The 20,311-nt window shown below is 63.5% G+C and carries 14 protein-coding genes; 12 read left to right on the top strand and 2 right to left on the bottom strand.

Annotated elements, in window-relative coordinates; genetic code table 11:
- Window positions 1–154 precede the first annotated feature (154 nt).
- Window positions 155–508: a winged helix-turn-helix domain-containing protein gene (locus tag Pla111_RS05455; RefSeq protein ID WP_146572170.1), complete on the top strand. Its 354-nt coding sequence runs from the start codon at window positions 155–157 to the stop codon at window positions 506–508.
- A gap of 57 nt (window positions 509–565) precedes the next feature.
- Here Pla111_RS05455 and Pla111_RS05460 read toward each other — a convergent pair whose 3' ends face one another.
- Window positions 566–1,003 (bottom strand): thiol-disulfide oxidoreductase DCC family protein, encoded by a 438-nt coding sequence (locus Pla111_RS05460; protein ID WP_146572172.1) that lies wholly within the window; start codon window positions 1,001–1,003, stop codon window positions 566–568.
- A 282-nt stretch (window positions 1,004–1,285) separates the two neighbouring features.
- Here Pla111_RS05460 and Pla111_RS05465 point away from each other — a divergent pair, with 282 nt between their 5' ends.
- The 5 genes from Pla111_RS05465 to tmk all read left to right on the top strand — a co-directional run bounded on the left by Pla111_RS05465 (window position 1,286) and on the right by tmk (window position 9,604).
- Window positions 1,286–2,950, top strand: a complete 1,665-nt coding sequence (locus Pla111_RS05465) for a hypothetical protein (protein WP_146572174.1) — start codon at window positions 1,286–1,288, stop codon at window positions 2,948–2,950.
- Between the two features lie 270 nt (window positions 2,951–3,220).
- Entirely contained in the window at window positions 3,221–5,239 is a 2,019-nt protein-coding gene (locus Pla111_RS05470; RefSeq protein ID WP_146572176.1) for a hypothetical protein, read from the top strand.
- Between the two features lie 326 nt (window positions 5,240–5,565).
- Window positions 5,566–8,007 (top strand): TolC family protein, encoded by a 2,442-nt coding sequence (locus Pla111_RS05475; protein WP_146572178.1) that lies wholly within the window; start codon window positions 5,566–5,568, stop codon window positions 8,005–8,007.
- Window positions 7,934–8,902 carry a helix-turn-helix transcriptional regulator gene (locus Pla111_RS05480; RefSeq protein ID WP_146572180.1) on the top strand — a complete coding sequence of 323 codons (969 nt, stop codon included), beginning with the start codon at window positions 7,934–7,936 and terminating at the stop codon, window positions 8,900–8,902. Before Pla111_RS05475 ends, Pla111_RS05480 begins: the two co-directional genes overlap by 74 nt.
- Window positions 8,903–8,983: 81 nt before the next feature.
- Window positions 8,984–9,604, top strand: coding sequence for a dTMP kinase (gene tmk, locus Pla111_RS05485; RefSeq protein ID WP_146572182.1), 621 nt, complete (start codon window positions 8,984–8,986; stop codon window positions 9,602–9,604).
- On the opposite strand, the gene Pla111_RS05490 is transcribed toward tmk, so the two are convergent.
- The gene (locus Pla111_RS05490) at window positions 9,601–10,641 is read right to left on the bottom strand and encodes a DUF368 domain-containing protein (RefSeq protein ID WP_146572184.1); all 1,041 of its coding nucleotides are present in this window, start codon (window positions 10,639–10,641) and stop codon (window positions 9,601–9,603) included. The genes tmk and Pla111_RS05490 overlap by 4 nt on opposite strands.
- A 352-nt stretch (window positions 10,642–10,993) precedes the next feature.
- Between Pla111_RS05490 and Pla111_RS05495 the strand changes: the two genes are divergently transcribed.
- The 6 genes from Pla111_RS05495 (at window position 10,994) to Pla111_RS05520 (ending at window position 20,289) form a co-directional block, all read left to right on the top strand.
- Entirely contained in the window at window positions 10,994–11,956 is a 963-nt protein-coding gene (locus Pla111_RS05495) for a 4-(cytidine 5'-diphospho)-2-C-methyl-D-erythritol kinase (RefSeq protein ID WP_146572186.1), read from the top strand.
- A gap of 66 nt (window positions 11,957–12,022) precedes the next feature.
- Window positions 12,023–12,688, top strand: coding sequence for a SpoVG family protein (locus Pla111_RS05500; RefSeq protein WP_146572187.1), 666 nt, complete (start codon window positions 12,023–12,025; stop codon window positions 12,686–12,688).
- Between the two features lie 578 nt (window positions 12,689–13,266).
- The gene (locus tag Pla111_RS05505; protein ID WP_146572189.1) at window positions 13,267–15,606 is read left to right on the top strand and encodes an arylsulfatase; all 2,340 of its coding nucleotides are present in this window, start codon (window positions 13,267–13,269) and stop codon (window positions 15,604–15,606) included.
- Window positions 15,607–16,181: 575 nt separating this feature from the next.
- A complete protein-coding gene (locus Pla111_RS05510; protein ID WP_146572191.1) occupies window positions 16,182–16,385 on the top strand; it encodes a carbon storage regulator in 204 nt (67 codons plus the stop codon).
- Between the two features lie 253 nt (window positions 16,386–16,638).
- A complete protein-coding gene (locus Pla111_RS05515; protein ID WP_146572193.1) occupies window positions 16,639–17,916 on the top strand; it encodes an ATP-dependent 6-phosphofructokinase in 1,278 nt (425 codons plus the stop codon).
- Window positions 17,917–18,309: 393 nt separating this feature from the next.
- Complete coding sequence (locus tag Pla111_RS05520; protein WP_146572194.1) at window positions 18,310–20,289, top strand: redoxin domain-containing protein; 1,980 nt, start codon at window positions 18,310–18,312, stop codon at window positions 20,287–20,289.
- Window positions 20,290–20,311 lie beyond the last annotated feature (22 nt).

The following is a 20,311-nucleotide window of genomic DNA, read 5'->3' on the forward strand; positions in this document are numbered from 1 at the left end:
CGCAAGGCCCCTGCAATCGCTACGCTCGGTCCTGAGCAAGGCGGTGATCCGCATTGGTTAGGGTCGCCGTAACTTGGCGGCAGGCGTTGCGATGCCGGCCGTCAGCTTCCCCGCCCCGCCCCCTCCTACGCCGTTCTCCCCCGGGATGCCCGCCATGGCGAAGAAGACCGCAAAGAAGCCCCTCGGCAACAAGCCGGTGCAGAAGGCCGCGAAGAAGCCCGTAAAAAAATCGGCCCCAGTGGCAAAATCGGCTGACAAGCCAAGCGCCAACAAGGCCGCTACTCCCGCTGCGGTGGGTGCTGCCGCGCCGACTGAACAGGCAATCGGCCACGCCGCGGGCGTGGTTTGGAAGGCCCTTCACACGGGCGGGCCGCAGACGCTTGCCACTCTGAAGAAGTTGCCCGGTGCCTCCGGCGAGACAGCGCTCATGGCGCTCGGTTGGCTGGCGCGGGAAGGCAAGCTCCATTTCGAGACCCACGGCCGCTCGATCAAGGTATCGCTGCGCTGAGCAGGCCCTCACCCACCAAGCCTTGCACGCCCTCGGAATCGGCGGTCGTCAGGTCGCTCAGCGGCGGATGGCACAGACGCCTTCATGGCAATCGGCAACGCGGCCGCCAAGGCGGTAGCGGTTGCGTGCTAGGCATCGATAGAGCGCCCGCCACACCCCCTTCGATCCCGGTAGGTGCAGGATCGGTGCGAGCCACCACAGTCGTGGCAACCGCCGCGAAAGGTGTCGCACGGCATCCGCTCCCCCGTGTATTCGGCCCTGGGGATCAACAACGACCATTTCTTCCAGGAGTCGTTGGTGAGGCACTTGCGGATAGAGCGTAGCAACCTCGACCGCGTGCAGCGAAAGATAGGCCAGCCGATGGCCCCGCAACCCCAAGAGCGGTCGGTCGAACCAGCGGAGCTGCTCCATACGGGCCCTGCAGAAGGCGCACTCACCGTCGTATAGCACAACGTCGGTGTCGGGGGGCGGGAGAGCAGGGGGGGAGGCGGGCATGCGCGGGGATCAGCGGTAATAAGGTCACCGCGTGAGCGGCGTACGGAACGGGACCAGTCGCCATGCAGGATCGACGACTAGCGGGATCGACGACTGGTTGATGCCGCTTGGCTACCGATCCAACCGCACTCGGCAGAGGGGGTCAACTCGACAAACCAGCGCGGGTCGTTCTGGTAGCTCGCTGCTGGCAGGGCAGGATTCTGCTTCGGATTCTCGACGTTATCGGTCTATACTGGCGATACATACGGCCGTCCGTGCATCAAGGGGCGATGGGGTCACGCAATGGATGAGATCCGCAACCGCGTACAGCGGGCGCATCGCCGACTTGTGCTGAGGCAATGGGCGGCCCGCTTGGCGTTCTGCTGGGCCATTACCTTTTCGATCGCGGTCGCGGCGCTTGCTACTCCCAAGCTCTTCGCCCTGCCGAACCTGCCGGCAGTGTGGAATCTCGGATGGCTTGTCGGCGCGCTGGTAGTGGGCCTCTTGGGAGCGAGCCTCTGGACGGCCCTGAGGAGAAAATCGACGCTCGACGCCGCGGTCGAGATCGATCGCCGCTTCGAGTTACGTGAGCGGATCGCGAGCACCTTGGCGCTGAGCGAAGAAGCGTTGAGCAGCCAAGCGGGTGCCGCGCTGGCTCAGGATGCACGCAAGGCGATCCACCAAGTTGATGTTGCCGAGCGCTTTCGCTTGGGGCTCGACCGCGGGGCGTTGCTTCCTCTGGCACCGCTTATGGCGGCGCTGGTCATCGCCACGCTACTGCCCAACCGCACCGCGCAGAGCGGCACGCCGGCCTCGGCAGACGATATCGCTGCGGAAAACAAGCAGGTTGATGAAGCGATCAAGCAAGCCAGAAAAGAGCTCACCAAGCGTAAGCAAGACGCCCAAGAGAAAGGCCTTACCGATGCGAGCGGCTTGCTTGAAGAAGTTCAGAAGGGGGTCGAGGACCTCGCCAAGGCGGATGGCATCGACAAAACGCGGGCCTTGGTCGAGCTCAACGATCGCATCAAGCAACTCCAAGACAGGCGTCAACAGTTAGGCAGCGCCGAGAAGCTTCGCGAACAGATGAACCGCATGGGCGACCTCGGTAAAGGTCCGGCCGATAAGGCGGCGGAAGCGATGAAGCAGGGTGACTGGAGCAAAGCCCTGGCCGAGATGGCGAAGATGCAGCAAGCCGTCAGCAAGGGGGAGATCACGCAAGAGCAAACCGAACAGCTAGCCGCACAGCTAGGCAAGATGCAAGAACAGCTCGCCGCGACGGCCCAGAAGAACCGCGAGCAGATCGCGTCGGTAGAAAAGCAGATGGCCGAGGCGCAGCGCAAGGGCGACGTTGCCCGCGCGGGCGAGCTAGCCCAGAAGCTCGATCAATTGCAGCAGCAGGCACCCCAGATGCAAAAGATGGCCCAGATGGCCGACCAGCTGGCAAAGGCTCAGCAGTCGCTTCAGCAGGGTGATCGCCAGCAGGCGGCTGCCGCGATGGGGCAGATGGCCGAGCAGCTTTCCCAGATGCAGCAGGACGCCGCTTCCATGGAGATGCTCGATGGCGCTATGACCGACATCGAGATGGCCAAGATGGGCATGGAGATGGCCGGCTCGCCCGGCGACCAGTTCGGACGCGGGCAGAATCTTGGCCAGTTCGGCCAGGGGATGAACAACCAACCGGGCAACGGCTCGGGCGGCGAAGGGCAGGGCGGGGGGATGGCCCCCGACGAACGCAACGCCACCAACTTTCGCGACACACGTGTCAAACAGAACATCGGCCGCGGCGCAAGCACTTTCGGCGGGCTCATCGACGGGCCCAGCATCAAGGGCGAGGTTGTCGAGAGCATCAAGACGGAACTCGATACGAACGCCGTCGAGCCGGCGGATCCCCTCACCAGCGAGCGTCTGCCCCGCTCTCGTCGGGAGCACGCCGAAGAGTACTTCCGAAAAATCCGCGAAAAGCTCTGACGCAGAGACGCTCGCGGACCGGCGGTTTTCCGTTAGCCACGGCTGCCGGCCACCGGCCGGGGGTGAGCCTTGCTGAGCGGACTTTGCGGGGCCAGCGCGTAGACGCTGATGCGGGCGGGCCCTAGGATTGTGAGTCCTTAACACTTGCGGCCCCTGGGGGGAGTGGGTGGTTTCGGGCTCTTCTCGATAGCCCCGGCCCTGCTTCTGTTTCTCGGCGGTCAGTCCGCTGCCCCCTTCCCGGTTCGTTACCCGGTCTGTCCGAGGTTCTCCATGCAGGTTTCCGATCGTTCAACGAAGCGACTCACGGCGGTTGCCCTGGTCATGGGGACCGCCCTGGTTTGGGTTGCCGGAGCCCAGCCGCCCACGCCACTGCTGGCCCCCTCTCTGGCCCCGTCTCAGTCACCGTCGACGGAGGAGCCGGCTACGGTCGATTCGGCGATCGTCGAGCCAGCCGTGATCGAGGCGCCGGTAGGCAGCCCCGCCGTGATCCCGCCGACGATCGTTCCTGAGCCCGCCCCCGCCCCTGCCCCATTTGCCGCTATCGATCGCATTCCCGACGAGCTTGAGGCGAGCCGGCGCGAGTTGGCCGCTGCCGCGGTTCGGCTCGAACAACGGCTGAACCCCGCGACGTCGTTCGGTGCCGGTTGGCTTGAGTACTTGGAATGGGACGGGGTTCAGAAGCAGCTTGCCCCTGGATCCGATACCGATCCTGCGGCGGCCAGCCTGACTTTTCACCGCTTGAACTCAGGAGCAGCCGGCTTGGAGTTGTCAGAACCCCGTGCCGTGGCGGACGCTTTGCAGCGGTATATGGCGCTGGCAACCGTGGCTCGCGCGCAAGATCGGGGCCAGTTCATTGCTCGTCAGGCGAAAGCGATCGAACGGCTTGCCGAAAAGGCGTCACTCGATCCGCGGCTAGACGTCTACGCGCTCGAACAACGGCTCAACCTGTTGCTCTCAACCGCGGACGGTGCCGAAGCGGCTCGTGCGGTCCGCCAGCGTTTCGCCCGTCCGAACCTTCGGGCCCAGATCAGCACGACGCTCCTGCAGCGTATGCTCGCGAGCCCCGGGGCGGAGTGCGTGAACGTTGATGATTGCATCTTGGGCACACGCATCCGGGGCACCGGTCTGACGACGGCTTCGCTGCGCGTGGCTACGCTGCCATCGTACGATCGTGCGCGGCTCGGTTTCACGCTCAGCGGCAACACCCGTTCGCAGACACGGGGCGTCAACGGGCCGGTCGCTATCCGCAGCCTGGGCGACACGCGTTTCCAAGCAGCGAAGACGGTCGAACTGACCGAAACGGCTTTCCGGATGCTTGGTGCCAATGCCTCAGCGACCACCAACTCGCGGACGCAGAGCATCAGCAAGATCGGCGGTGGCATCGGTAGCCGTCTTGTTGAGCGGATCGCCCAGGGGCGTGTTGCCGAGCAGCGTCCGCGCGCGGATTCGATCGCGGGGAGCCGCGCCGCGGGACGCGTTGCCCAAGGATTCGACGAGCGGCTCAACGAGCGTCTCATCGAGGCCCGCCAGAACTTTGACAAGAAGCTGATCCACCCGCTCCGGCGGCGTGGTGTTGCCCCGCGTCCGCTGCTGTTCTCAACCACATCGCACGCGCTGCTCGTGCAGTCGGTGCAAGCGAGCGAAACGCAGCTTGCTGCCAGGCAGGATCCGCCGGCAAAGCTGGCAGGGGAATTGCTCACCAGCGTTCATGAGTCGGCCGCCAGCAACCTGCTGGGAGGCTACCTGAGCGGCGTCACGCTCGGTCGGGCGGAGGCCGATGGCCCCACGACCTTCACCGGCGGGGTGAAGCCCGAATGGCTTGACGAGTTAAAGGACGAGTCGCGGCCGACGCTCGCCGAGTTCAAGCCGTGGACGCTGCGCTTCCGTGCTGCACGACCGGTCTCGATTGGCTTTCAGGACGGCAAGGTGGTGCTAGCGCTCCACGCGGCGGAAATCACCGCGGGCGAGAAGAACTACCAGGACTGGGATCTGATCTCGACTTACCAGCCCGTCCGGGCGGGCGAGGGTTGGGCTCTGGAGCGTGAGGGTGAGGTCGAGGTGCTGCCCACCGGGTTCGACCCCGAATCGGGCAAGCGTCTTCCGAGCCAAAAGGGTGCGCTGCGTCGTAATCTGCAAGCAGCGCTCAACGATGCCGAAGGGCGTTTGCCCCGCCGCGTCCCCTTGGATGCAATCTTGCTCGACAACCCATTCGGCGCGGTGCGCGCGCTGCAGGTTGAGCAGATCGCCATTGATGCGGGTTGGCTTGAGGCCTCATGGGGAGCGTTCTGACAGCTTCCCTTCGCCGGGACCTATTAAGGGGCGGCATCCAGCCGTTCTCTCCGGCGCAGGCGTTGCTAGCAATCAGGGCGATCGTTCTCCGCACTTTTGTCAAGGTGTGCGGGTTAGGTGGTCGATACTGCCTGTGCTGAATATCCCGATTTTGCGGGCGCGGCCGGGGGAACGGACCGCGCCCAACGAGCAGGAACGGGAATTGTCAGTGCTTGGGGGGGGATACCCAGCTGGTGGAGCGAACGCGCTCCGCCGCAGCGATCAGCCAACACGGAGACCGGCTTTCAGTCGGGCGTGTTGGAAAAACCTTGCCCCGGACGCACGCCATGGATCGGCAAACGCGCTCATCGGTCTCCCTTCTGCTCGCCCTCGTTATGGTGGCGACAGGATGCGCGCCGACGCAGCCCTTCTACTTCATGGAAGACGGCGACCTGTCCCACTATGTGGACGTCGCGACACAGATCGAGTACCCCGACGTCGAAGAGCCACAGCTCGACGAAGTCTCGGGGGCCATGCGTCCGCTGACGCTTCGCAACGCCGAAGACTACGAGGTTTGGGACCTCACGCTCGAAGAGGCGACGCGCATCACGCTCACCAACAGCCAGGTGATGCGGCAGCTCGGCGGGGCCGTGCTCGACAACGCGCCCGAGACCCTCTCGCGCAACCAAATCAACAACGTGGCGGTTACGACAACCTATGACCCGGCGTTGGTCGAGACCTCGACCGGCACCGCGGTCGGTTCGCAGTTCAGCGGCACAGGTGTCGAGGCGGCGCTCTCGGAGTTCGACGCGCAGCTCGATTCGGCGGTCACTTGGAACCGCAACGACCGTCCGCAGAACGTGCGGGTCGGCGACCCGACGATTGAGGGTTTCCAGCCGTCGTTGTTCGCGCAAGACCTGGGGGCCTTCAACCTGGGCGTTTCTAAGACCTCGGCCACCGGTGGTCAGTACGCGTTCCGCAACAACACCGCCTACGACTACAACAACGCGGGCATCCGCGAGGCACCGAGCTCTTGGAACACCAACTTCGAAGCCTTCATCAGCCAGCCGCTGCTGCAAGGTCGGGGTGCCCAATACAACCGTATCGCCGGTCCGTTTGGCTTTGATCAATACGCCCAGGGCGGCACCAACCCGTTCGATGGCGTGATGCTGGCCCGGATCCGCACGGACCAAACCCTCGCCGACTTCGAGGGAGGCGTCCGCAACCTGATGCGCGACGTCGAGGAAGCCTACTGGGAGCTTTACTTCGCTTATCGGGACCTCGACGCTCGCAAGCTCGGGCGCGATTCGGCGCTCGAAACCTGGAAGAAGGTTGCCGCGCTGTACCGGGAAGGTGCCCGCGGCGGTTCAGCCGACCGCGAAGCTCAGAGCCGGGCACAGTACTTCCAGTTCAAAGCGCAGGTGGAAGAGGGCCTGACGACGCTGTTCGCACGTGAGAACCGGCTTCGTTACATGATGGGCCTCAGCGTCTCTGACGGGCGCTTGATCCGTCCGGCCGACGAGCCGACCTCCGCGCTGGTGTCGTTCGATTGGTCCTCCGTGCATCCCGAGGCGCTGGTCCGCAGAGTCGAGATCCGCAAGCAGAAGTGGGAAGTCAAGCGGCGTGAGCTTGAGCTCATCGCGGCACGCAACCACCTGCTGCCCCGGCTGGACGCCTTTGGCACTTACCGGTGGCTTGGCGCAGGTGACCGGCTCTTCCAGCAGAACCCGGTTGCTCCGGCGGGCGGCCTGTTCCGCGACGGCACGGGCGCTTTCGATTCGCTCACCGAGGGCGACTTCGAAGAGTGGGAGATGGGCTTCCGGTTCAGCCTGCCGATCGGCTTCCGCCGCGAGCTCTCGACCGTGCGGCATCACCAGCTGCTGCTGGCCCGAGACCGGGCGATCCTGCAGGATCTCGAGCTCGAGGTATCGCATCAATTAGGAGAATCGATCCGCTTCCTCGATTCGAGCTACACCACAAGTGAGACCAACTTCAATCGTCGCACGGCCGCGGAGCGAGAGGTCGAAGCCGTCCAGGCTCAGTACGATGCAAACCGCGTGACGCTTGACCTGCTGCTCGACGCGCAGCGGCGTCGGTCGGACGCGGAGACCGCCTACTACCGTTCCTTGGTGAACTACAACGTGGCGATCAGTCGCGTGCATTACCGCAAGGGCTCTCTGCTGGATTACAACGGCGTGTACCTGGCGGAAGGCCCGTGGCCCGGCAAGGCTCACTTTGATGCGTTGCGGCGAGCCCGTCAGCGCGATGCGAGCCTGTTCCTCGATTACGGCTACACGCGTCCGGGGGTGATGAGCCGCGGCGCACACGCGCAGCAGATGGATTACACCGGTGCTGAGGTTTCGCCAACGCCTGCCGGCGAGCTTTACTACGAGGGGGTTCCCACCCCCGCGGGAGAGCCAACTCTGATGGAAGGTGCCGGCGAATTGCTCCAGCCCATTCCGGCCGGAGAGCCGCTCGGGGCGCTTCGTCAGCCGCTCTTTTCAGCCCCGGGGGCGATGGCGGTTGTCGGCGATGTCGTGCCCGTGGGCTACGATGATGCCGATGAAACCCCGGCGGCGATTACCGGTCACCCTACCATGATGACGCGGCATTCAGGGGTGGTCCTGACCGGATCGGTAGTTGCAAACCGAGCCGCGGGCAGCCAATCTGACAGCTTCCCCGTGCAGCAAGCCATCGCCACCTCGCCGCAAGCCGATGAACATCAGCCGCGTCACTCGATTGCTCCAGCTGTTGCAAACGCTCCAGTCGGGAACCGGTCAGGACGCTGAGCACCTCGCCGACGCCTGCGGCGTGAGCCGCCGGACCGTGTTCCGCGACCTCGAATCGCTCAAGCGTGCGGGCGTGCCCGTGGCGTTTGACACCGATGGTCGTCGGTATCGGATCGATTCGGATCATTTTCTACCGCCAACGAACCTGACGGTGAACGAGGCGCTTGCGGTGCTGCTGTTGGCAGCCGACTCAGAGCACTTGGGGAGCGATCCGCTCCGTCGCGCGGCGGGCGACGCCGCCGCAAAGATCGAGGCCAGTCTTCCCGAATCGATGCGCGAACGCCTCGCCGAGATCCGGGCGGGCGTGACGCTCAAGCCCGAAGCGACCAATCCGCTGACAGGCAAGGACGAGGTCTACCGCCTGTTGCTGCGGGCCAACGAGGTGCGACGGCGAGTCGAGGTTCGGTACGACTGCCAGACCGAGTACGAGCAGTACGCAACCACGCTTGATCCTTACCACCTGCTGTTCCATCGGCGGAGCTGGTACGTCATCGGGATGTCGTCGCACCACAAGGAAGTGCGCACGTTTAACGTTGGCCGGATCGTCTCAGCCGAGATGCTCAAGACCGAGTTCCGCATACCGCGTACGTTCAGTGTTGCTTCGTATTTGGGCAACGCTTGGCGGATCATGCCCGGCCCCGAGTTTGCGGTGCACCTTCGGTTCGAGCCGCTTGTGGCTAAGAATGTTAGCGAGGTGCTCTGGCACGCAACGCAGCAGTGCGATTTTGCACCAGACGGCACGCTCGATTTCCGCGCAACCGTGGCGGGGCTCAGCGAGATCGTTTGGTGGGTGCTGGGCTACGGCGACCAGGTCGAAGTGCTGGCACCGATGCGCTTACGCAAGATGGTGGCCGAGCGCACCCGCCGCGCCGCCGGGCGCTATCACGATGTGTGATTGCCCCTGCCAAGGTTGGCCGGGGGGCGAACACGCCCAAGACCCTCTAACTTTCCCCCGTGTCGTCTCCGCCGTCATCGCATGTTCTTTTCTTTCGACGGGATCGATGGGGTTGGCAAGACAACGCAGATCGAGCGTTTTGTCGGATGGCTGCGGGCGACCGGACGCGAGGTCGTAACGTGCCGCGACCCGGGATCGACGCCGCTGGGTGAGAAGCTCCGCGGCGTGCTGCTGCACAGCGGCCCCGAGTTGCTGATTGGACCAACGGCCGAAATGTTGCTCTACATGGCGGCTCGCAGCCAGCTGGTTGAAGAGTGTATCCGTCCGGCGCTCGAACGCGGTGCCACGGTCGTTTCCGACCGCTTCTTGTTGGCCAATCTGGTCTATCAGTCCCACGCCGGCGGACTCGATCGCGACGCCGTTGGTGCTGTTGGCACCGTAGCGACGCACGGCCTGTTGCCCGATACGGTTTTCGTGCTCGATTTAGATCCTGCCATGGCGACCGCCCGACGGCAGGGCCCCGACGATCGGATGGAGGCGCGCGGCGACTCCTATCGTGAACGGGTGCGCCAAGGTTTTATTGCCGAGGCACGCCGTGACTCGCGGATCGTGATGATCGATGCGGCGGGAAGCGTTGACGAGGTCGAAGCGCTGGTGCGTGACGCTGCCGTTTCGCGCCATGCGGAACTGGCCGCCAGCTAAGCTGCGTCTGACGAAGTCTTGAGTTTCGCCGCCGACTTAGCCACACGTCGGCGAGCAAGGGCGTCGATCACCAGCACCAGCACAAAGCCGATCACGGCGGCCGCGATACAGCGAATCACATTCTCATCCGCGGCGTGGGGCAGGTAGGGTTCGAAGACCTTTAGTTTGAACTTGGCGATCTCGGGCGTGATGTCGCGCTGGAAGGGCCACACCCTGCGGAGCGATCCGATCATCAATCCGCACAGGGCCGCCATGGTTGGTGACCAGTGCCGCGCGAGCAGCCAGCGCAGCAATCGGCTGAACGCCAGCAGCCCGATCAAGCAGCCTGCCGCAAACACCGCGAGCGTCGCCACTTCAGCGGGGGTGATCGCGAGTTTAGCGATCCGGTGGAGGATGCCGGTGATCTCTTCATACTTGCCAAGCAGCAGCAGTAAGTACGCACCACTGATGCCCGGAAGGATCATCGCGCAGATGGCCACAACGCCGCTGAAGAACGTGTACAGCAAGCCGGGACGCGGCGCGAGCTGGGTGAGCCCAGCGAGCCATGCGGCGAACGCTGCCGCTGCAAGGCCCAGGATAATCAGAGCCGCATAGCCTCCTTTGCCCGCGCGACCAGTCATCCGACCAACCAGGACGCCCGAAGCGGCGATGAGTCCGAAGAAGGCCGCATAGGTCACATCGCGATGCGTTTGCAGCAGGTAGCTCATGAGCCCCGCGAACCCCACAACGCTCGTGGCAATCCCGCCGCCTAGCAGCAGCAGAAAGCCGAGGTCGATCCGTCGGGCCGCGGCGCCGAGCTGACCGCTCAGCACGTTCCCGATGAACCGGCGGTCCACATGCGTCAGCGCGTCGAGCAGTCGGGTATAAACCCCCAGGATCAAGGCGACCGTGCCCCCGGAAACTCCCGGAACGATGTCCGCGGCACCCATCGCCAGCCCACACAGCGCGATGCGATAGGACAGCGGACCGTTCGTCTCTGCTGGTGTTTTTGCGGGCGTTTTTTCGGGCAGGGCCGGATCTTGTTGCGTAGGGGGCATCAGTCGCACGGGGACGAACGGCGGGGGAAGCTGGGCCGCTATTAAGCGTCAGCTCGGCCCTCAAGGGAAGAGTTGGGGAATCTTGCCCAGAAAAAACGCGAATTGACTCGGCAATCGCGCATTCTCTATTGTTCTCAACAAGCAGCGCCGTCATTGATAGCCAAGCGCTATTACTAAGGCGAGTTATCTTAGCAAAGACAATAGTTCGTTGGTCTACCTAATTTTGCGAAAGAACTTTCACAACCGAGAGACTGCGGCGATCATGACTTTCTGCTCACTCCGAGACGCCAGCTAGGAGCTTGCGAATCCGAGGGGCCCACTTCTCCCACTCAGCGCTAGAGAGCCGCGTCGGATGCTCCTCCGAGTGACACCCAACGGCTGCACCGCCTTGGCTCCGGCCAAGATTAATCTCTCCCTAGAGATTCTTGGTCGGCGTGCGGACGGGTTTCACGAATTGCGGACCGTTATGGCGCCTTTGCGGTGGTACGACTCGCTCCAAGTCGAGCGACTCGCCCCCAATCAGCCGTCAGAGCCCAACCCCCGCGGCACCGATTTGCAGGCGGAAGGGGTCACCGGACGCTTTGTGCTGCAACAAGCCTGCGATCCAGCCGCTGACATTCCCGCAGATGCCTCCAACCTGGTCGTCCGGGCGCTCGTGCTGCTCGCTCGGGCGACGGGAAACCCGCTTCACGCGGCAGTGACCCTCATCAAGCGTTTGCCGAGTCAAGCGGGCTTGGGGGGCGGATCGAGCGACGCCGCCGCCGCGTTGGTCGCGGCCAATCGGGCTTGGCGATTCGACCTCAGCCCCGAAAAACTGACTGCTTTGGCCGCCCAACTCGGGAGCGACGTCCCCTTTTTCGTACAAGTTCTGCTCGGCGGCGGGCGCTGTCGGGCCGCCTTGTGCGAAGGCCGCGGTGAAGCGATCCGCCCGACTCCCGTTGCCGGCGCGATCCCGTGCGTCGTCGTCAAACCGGTGCGGGGGCTCTCCACCGCCGAGGTTTACGCGATGAGCAACGCCGAGGAGCACGGCGAGCGCGGATCGTCTGAGGCGACATTGGCGGCGTTACGCACGGGCGAATGGCGTCACGCCGCAAACCTTTTGACCAACACGCTGCAGCCTGCTGCGTTGCGGGTTGCCCCCTGGTTAGAGAAGCTCGCCGTCCTGTTTAGCCGCTTGCCGGTTATCGCTCACCAGCTTTCCGGGAGCGGATCGGCCTACTTCGCTTTATGTCAGAATTGGGCAACGGCCCGTCGTGTGGGGGCCGCGGTTCGCGGTGCCAATCTGGGGCGTGTCACAATTACGAGCACCCTTTAAGCCAATTCGTGCGTAGAACATAGCCAACCGTGAGGGGCACTCACCGTCACGCCAGGAGCGACCGCCATGAACATCACCGAAGTCAGGATCAAGCTGATGGATGAATCGGGCGAACGCCTTAAGGCGTTCTGCTCGATCACTTTCGACGATTGCTTTGTTATTCGCGACCTAAAAGTCATCGAGGGCACGAGCGGCTTCTTTGTCGCAATGCCTAGCCGCAAGCTCACCGCGCACTGCGGCAAGTGTGGCATGAAGAACCATCTGCGCGCCGCGTTCTGTAACCAGTGCGGAGCCAAGCTCGAAGAGGCGCGGCTGATCAAGGACCTCGACGGGCGCACGAAGCTCTATGCCGATATCGCGCATCCGATCAATTCCCGCTGTCGGGAGATGATCCAAGAGCGCGTCATCGCCGAGTACCAATCGGAACTCGAGCGCGCCAAGCTGCCGGACTACGTCTCGCGCTACGATGATTACGACGGGGGCGACTTCAGCGAAGAAGACGCCCTTACCACGCGGCGCTTCGACGAGCCGCACAGCGAGACGCGTCAAAACCGGCCGCACCATCCGCCGCAGGGCGATCCGGCAACGACGCGCGTCCCCCTCTCGCCGCCGCACACGCCCATGAATCAGCGTGCTCCGGATAGCAGTCCCGCCTCCCGTTTCGATGCCGCGGATCAGCGGGTTGACCGGCGTGATTTTCCGGCCGACGGCTTTGGAACGGGCATCTTCTAAGCCCGCGGCTTAGCTGCCGCGTGTTTTTGTACGGTCATAGTTGCACGGGTGTTGCGTGCTCTTGCGTTGTCGGCAAGGGCGGAGCGCCGTGAGCCGTGTCGTCTAGCGACGACGGGCAACCAGACAACCCGCCAGCCTGCCAGCGCGACATGCACGCGCTTGGGTCAGCATGCGTCACGAACGCGGCTCAGGCGAGTCCGCTTCGTTCTGCGTTTCAGGTACCGCCCCCCGTTTCGTCGCCCTGCGGACGGTCGAGCCGACCCAGTGAAATCCGACCGGTGTTTAGCTGCTGAGGTTGAGGCAACCTCGGCGACTTAGCCGCGGGCGGAACTCCGCGAAGTTGAGGCGACCTCGGCGAATCCGAGCACTCCTGAGAATCGCCTTCTGGCAGTCACTGTCGAGAATCCCGGCGAGAGTTTAGGGCACTGCTAAGAGAGCACTGGCAAGTCATTGGGGGCATGATACGTTTTTAGAGTCACCCTCACGTTGCGGCTATGGCCTGCCTTACTATCGGTTTTGCGGCCGCAGTTGACGGACGTTGGGACCCACTACTGATCTTGCACTTTCACGAACAACCCATGAGCCATCTATCTTATCTGCTATTCGTTGTGGCATGGTTTGCGATCGCGGCTGAGAGTCGCACCCATGGCATCGAGCCTGACCGCTCTAAGCTGCCGATGGAGCTGACGCACTTCGAGGGGAAGATCGGCGAGACCTACAAGGAATCGGAATCGGACTGGCAGGGATCGGTCGCTGCGCCGGAGGGGGCTCCAAACGTCGTGGTGATTCTGCTGGACGATGTCGGCTTCGGCCAGACCTCCACGTTCGGCGGACTGATCCCTACGCCGAACCTTGAAAAGCTTGCCAGCCGTGGGCTGAAGTACAACCGCTTCCACACGACGGCCATCTGTGGCCCGTCGCGCGCCGCGCTGCTGACCGGCCGCAACCACCACCAGTGCGGCAACGGCTTCTTGATGGAGTGGGCGACCGGTTTCCCCAACTACTCCACGATGCTACCCAAGAGCACCGCGACGATTGCTGAGGTGCTCAAAGACAACGGGTACAACACGTGGTGGTACGGCAAGAACCACAACACGCCCGACTGGGAGACGACGGTCGCCGGGCCGTTTGACCGCTGGCCGAGCGGGATGGGCTTCGAGTACTTCTTCGGCTTCAACGCCGGGGAGACCCACCAGTACTACCCGGTGATCTTTGAGAACACGACGCCGGTCGAGCCAAACAAGTCGCCCGAAGAGGGCTATCACTTCATGACCGACATGACCGACCGAGCGATCTCGCGGATGAAGTTTGCCAAGTCGGTGGCACCTAAGAAGCCGTTCTTCATGTACTTCGCCCCCGGCGCGATGCACGCGCCGCATCACGTGACGGCCGAGTGGCGAGATAAGTTTGACGGCCAGTTCGATATGGGGTGGGAGAAGTACCGCGAGATTGTTTTCCAGAACCAGCTCGAAATGGGGATCGTCCCAAAGGGGACCGAGCTCACGCCTCGCCCCGATTGGGTACCGGCTTGGGATGGCCTGAGCGACGAACAGAAGGAGGTCTACACGGCCCTGTTCGAGAACTTTGCGGGCTTCTTCGCCTTCACCGATCACGAGATCGGCCGGCTTCTCGACGCCGTAAACGGCTTGCCGGACGCCGACAACACGCTGGTGATCTACATCGTCGGCGATAACGGCGCTTCCTCCGAGGGTGGGCCCGACGGCACGCTCAACGAGATCATGAATCTGAACGGGCTCCCTACCGTCCTCAGCGACGTGGTTGAAAACCTCGACAAGCTGGGCGGACCCGAGTCCGAACCACACTACCCGGTCGGCTGGGCCTGGGCGGGCAACACGCCGTTCCAGTGGGTGAAGCAGGTTGCCTCGCACTTGGGGGGCACCCGGAACCCGATGGTCGTCTCGTGGCCGGCGAGGATTCAACCCGACGACAAGCCGCGTGACGCCTTCCTGCACCTCGTGGACGTCGTGCCGACGATCCTTGAGGCTGCCAAGGTCCCGATGCCAGGCACGGTGAACGGCATCAAGCAGAAGCCGCTCGTCGGGAAGTCATTTCTGGCAAGCTTCACTGACCCCGGCTACGCGGGGCGCGACTCCCAGTACTTCGAGGTACTCAGCAACCGGTCGATGTACCAGGACGGCTGGAAAGCGAATGCGCAGCACACGCGTCCCTGGCGTCAGGACCTGGCTCCGGGGAACTGGGATAAAGATCGCTGGGAGCTCTACAACCTCGCCGAGGACTTCTCAGAAGCGAAGGATCTCGCCGAGGAACATCCCGAAAAACTCGCGGCGCTGAAATCAGTTTGGAAAGAGGCAGCGGAACGCAACGAGATTTACCCGCTCGACGACCGAGGCTCGGCACGGATCGCGGTGCCCAAGCCGCCTGTTCCCGGCTCGGACCCCAACTCAACGACCTACACCTACTACGCCGGGGCGACACGCATTGCCGAACCCGCGGCGCCCCCGATGAAGAACCGTTCGTGGACACTGACCGCGGACGTGACGACCCAGGGCACCGAGACCGAGGGCGTCGTCGTTGGGTTCGGCGGTGTGGCTGCCGGTCTGGTCCTCTACCTCGACAAGGGAACGCCGGTCTTCGACTACAACTACTTCGACGACCACACCGTCGTCCGCGGCGATGAGCCGCTTCCACCGGGTGACAGCACAATCGCAGTCGCCTTCGATTACGCCGGCGGCGGGGCCGGTAAGGGGGCTAATATATCGCTGAAGGTGAACGGTGAGGCAGTTGCCAATGGGAAGATGCAAGCCACGGTTGGCGGACGCTTTGGCGTCGATACCTTCGGCGTGGGAGAGGACTCGGGCCAGCCCGTGACCAACGCCTACCAGCCGCCCTTCCGTTTCACAGGAGAGATCAGGCAGGTGGTCGTCGAGGTGGAATAAGTGGGCTGCGAACTCATGTCAGCCCCGTGGGTACAACAAAGACGGAGTTGGGGATGTCGCCGCAGTTGGACCAACCCATGAGGTTCTAGGCTTCTCCGAGCCGCGGTTGACGGCCGCCCCTCCGGTTACTCGCCCCCCCCTTCTGATGGCCGAGTCGGCTCGGCTCCGATTAAGCCTGCCACGGCAAAGTCGCGCGCAAACCGCTTATCTTCACAAGTCTGCCAAAGCCTCCCGCTTTACTTGTCCGATACCTTTTGTGCTGGCATCAGTCTGCCACTCGTTGAAAGAGGGTCGCGACCACGAGGGTTGCCACCATTTTTTGCCGAGTGGCACGGCGTTTTGCGGGCCCCGACACGGACGGTTCGATCGAGGTCGATCCCGTTGTCGGACGGTTGCGGTTTGGCGCGTGACGCGATTCGTCCGCCAAGAACTGCGGTAGGCCCCAGCGACGTCGGTTGCTAGCATCGCCAGCAGTCAGTCAGCCGAGGAAATGGTTGACGGCTGTTCAGTGGATTAGTATACATAACGACACTGGTTAGCTTCACGGTGTCTCACACGGAGGTGATAAGAACACAATGCTGGTGCTCTCAAGGAAAGAGACGCAACGAATCCGCGTTGGGGATTCGATCGTCGTGACGATCGTCAAGATCTCGGGCGATAAGGTCCGCGTGGGCATCGAAGCCCCGGACAACATCCTGGTGTTGCGCGATGAGCTTGAGGCTTGGGCCCCCGGTGTCGCTGCCGCTGCGCCTGAGACGCCGCTCAAGGCGTCTGCCTGAGCGATCTGGCGCTACGGTTTATAAGCTCGGCGGCACAGCTTTTAAGGCTCTGTGGCACGGCTTTTAGGCTCGGCGGCATCGCTTTCAGGCTCGGCGGTACAGCGCGGTTTGGCAAGCCGTTAAGCGGGAGCGATTGGGTGGGGCCCCAACCGCCACCCCCGCGGAGTTCAACGAAGCAAATGGCTCGAGGCAGGACGAGCCATTTGCTTCGACGCGTCCTCCGGCACGCAGGCCATCGGGTAGACTAGCCGCCATGCCGACTTCGCAAGACGACCTCCGCGTGGCGACTCTGGGCGAGTCGCGCTTTGCTTCGCCGCTTACCCGTGAGCGGTTTACACCGGACAACACGCGCGTGTTGCTCGATATCGATTACGCCGAGGGGTCGCTCCCCTCGGCGGTGGGTTTCGAGAAAGCGGGAGCCCGCGAGCAGATCTACTTCGATCCCTCGCAATCGGCCGCGGCGATCGTCACGTGCGGCGGACTTTGCCCGGGTCTGAACAACGTGATCCGCCACCTCTACTACGCGCTGCATGCGGGCTATGGCGTGCCGCGTGTGCTGGGGGTGCGCCACGGCTATCAGGGGCTGAATCAGGCACTTGGTGCTCCGCCGCTGGAGCTGACGGCCGATTTGGTGGAGCCGATCCACCATCAGGGCGGAACGATGCTTGGCACGTCGCGCGGCCCGCAAGACCCGGAGGTGATGCTCGACACGCTAGGTGAGTGGGGCGTCAATCTGCTTTTTCCGATCGGCGGCGATGGAACCCAGCGCGGTGCCCATGCGTTGGCGCAAGCGGCAAGAAAGCGCGGGCAAGAGATTGCGGTGGTAGGCATCCCCAAGACGATCGACAACGACATCCGCTTCTGTTTTCAAACGTTTGGCTTTGCTTCGGCGGTGGGCGAAGCGGAGCGCGTGATCGACCGGGCTCACGTCGAAGCCAAGAGCGTCGAGCGCGGCGTCGGGCTAGTGAAGCTGATGGGTCGCGAGGCCGGCTTTATCGCCGCCGCGGCGACGGTCGCTAGCGGCGAAGTCAATTTCGCGCTCGTGCCCGAGCATCCCGTCCCGTTCGAGGGAGATAAGGGATTCTTCGCCCGACTCGGGCACCGGCTCGATGCCCGTGGGCATGCGGTTGTGGTTGTGGCGGAAGGGGTGGGGCAAGACTTGCTCGCCAGCAACGCCGCCAAAGACGCCTCCGGCAACCGCAAGCTGGGCGACATCGGGCTGTATCTCAAAGAGCGCATCTCCGAGCACTTCAATCAGCTCGGGCATCCGATCAGCATGAAGTACTTCGATCCGAGCTACTACATCCGCAGCGTCCAAGCCAACGCTGGCGACAGCGTGCTGACCGAAAGGTTTGCCCGGCACGCGGCAAACGCCGCGCTGGCGGGCAAGACGGATCTGTTTGTCGGGTCCTGGAATGGTCGGATTGTACACGTGCCCTTGGCCGCTTCGATCGGCGTGCCGCGGCGCCTTGCCGAAGACAGCGAGCTGTGGACCGCGGTCGAGGCGGTTACCGGCCAGAGCCGCTGGTGAGGCGCTTTCGGTGCTAGCTGCTGGGCTGCAGGGCTGCAGGATGCTGGGGGACGGCGCTGATAGCCCCGCCGAAGCCGGCTTGCCAAATCTTCTGGCCCGACAAGAGTAACGTTGCTGTCAGGATCGGCTCGGCGCAGGGAATCGGCCGCAGCATGCTGTGGGGGCCCAATATCTTGAAGCGTTGATGGTTTAGGGTCCTCTGCGGGGCTGGCGTGAAGCTCGCGAATCGTTCTACGGTTAGCATCACGAGGGTTTACGCAACCGAAACACCGGCCGAGCAATACCTTGCGATCTTTTCGACACGCCTTTCGACCGCGGCTTCTCGGGAGACAACCGCAGCTTAGCCCGTGGTGCCGGTCACCGCGTCCAGCAGCCGGTTTGGCTGCGCTTGCGATGCTGTTTGCAGCGGCAGGGGCGATCGCGGGGGACCTCAACCCGGTGCCAGCAACTGTTGCGGAAACTACTCCCGTTACCGCCGAGCTTCCCAACCTTGCCGATCGGTCGCTGCCCGATAGCTATGGCAACGAGCGTTTGCTCGCCGAGTTTCGTGACGGCCCGGTGCTGGTGGTTGCTGTCCTCGGCGTGGAGTGCCCCCTCGCGAAGCTCTACGCCCCGCGGCTGCAAGAACTGGCCGAGCAATACGCCGCTCAGGGCGTGCGCATCATCGGTGTGAACGCCAATCGCCAAGACACGCTGGCCGAGATTGGTGCGTATGCCCGGCGTCACGGAGTGACGTTTCCCCTGCTTAAAGACAATCAGGGCTGGCTGATCGATCAGTTGGGTGCCACACGCACCCCCGAAGTATTTGTCCTGGATCGAAGGGGGTTGGTGCGCTACCGCGGTCGGATCGACGACCAGTACGCGGTGGGAGTTTTGCGCGATGCTCCCGAGCAGCACTACCTGCGTGACGCGATTGACGCGCTGCTGAGCGGGAACGATCCGCCGATCGCCTCGACCGAGTCGGTTGGCTGCCTGATCGGTGCCCGCAAGGTTCCGGACCCAACACGCGGAGTGACCTACACGAATCAGGTGGCCCGCGTTCTTGAGCGTCACTGTGTTGAGTGCCACCGCGAGGGCGAGATCGCCCCGTTCGCGCTGCGCGGCTATGACGAGGTTGCGGGCTGGGCCGACACGATTGCCGAAGTCGTTCGCGATCAGCGGATGCCCCCGTGGCACGCCGATCCCGCCCACGGTGAGTTCCTCAACACCAGGCTGATGACCGACGCCGAGAAACAGGTCCTCTACGATTGGGCCGCCGCGGGAGCCCCCGAAGGTGCCGTTGCCGATCTGCCGGCGGAGCGGAAGTTTGTGACCGGCTGGCGTCTGCCGCGTGATCCCGACAAGGTGATCCCGATGCGGGGAGAGCCGTTTGTAGTCGCTCCGCAAGGCGTCATCGAGTACCAGTACTTCGCGGTGGATCCGGGTTTTGAAGAGGATCGCTGGATCCAGGCGGCTGACGTGGTGCCGGGAGATCGCTCGGTGGTGCATCATGTGATCGTGTTCATCACGCCCCCCGCCGACCGTCCGCAAAGGGGGATGGGCATGCTGACCGCCTTTGTGCCGGGTCAGAGCTCGATGGTGCTTCCGGAGGGACACGCCCGCCTTGTGCCGGCCGGATCGAAGTTCATCTTTCAGATGCACTACACGCCCAGCGGCATGGAAAAGTCCGATCTGACCCAACTGGGGCTCGTCTTTGCCGATCCGGAGTCGGTCACACAAGAGGTGCTCTCGCTAGTGTCGGCGAATCCGAAGTTTGAGATTCCGCCGGGTGCCGCCGACTATCGAGTCGAGACCAGCCAGGACTGGTTTCCGCCGGGTGCCAAGCTGATCGGCCTGGCACCGCACATGCATTACCGTGGCAAATCGTTTCGGATGACCGGCGTCTGGCCTGATGGCCGGACCGACGTGCTGCTGGACGTGCCGCGTTACGACTTTAATTGGCAGACCAACTATCGGTTGGCAGAACCGCTGGAGTTGCCCGCAGGCTTCCGGATCGAGAGCCAGGCGTCCTTTGACAATTCGGCAGCCAATCTTGCCAATCCGGACCCCACCGCGGCGGTCCGGTGGGGAGATCAAAGCTTTGAGGAGATGGCGGTCGGTTTCTTTGAAATCGCCGTGCCGCGTGGTTCGCTCGAACAGCTGCGGGCCCGTCGCAGCGAGGCGAGTCAAGAAGATCGGGAGACGGCCCGGCGTCTTGCCGACAATCTGTTCGAGCAGCACGACGCTGACAAAGATGGCGTGCTAAAGCGGAACGAGCTGCCTCTGGCCTTCGCGATCTTTGCTTTCAAGCGCTTTGACTTCGACAACAGCCGCGACCTAACGCCCGACGAAGTGTTCGAGGCGGCGCTGGCGAACGAAACCCGGCGGTTCTGATCGAAAGCCGTCTACGGTTTCA

The organism is Botrimarina hoheduenensis (assembly GCF_007859815.1).
Classification (GTDB): Bacteria; Planctomycetota; Planctomycetia; order Pirellulales; family Lacipirellulaceae; genus Botrimarina; species Botrimarina hoheduenensis.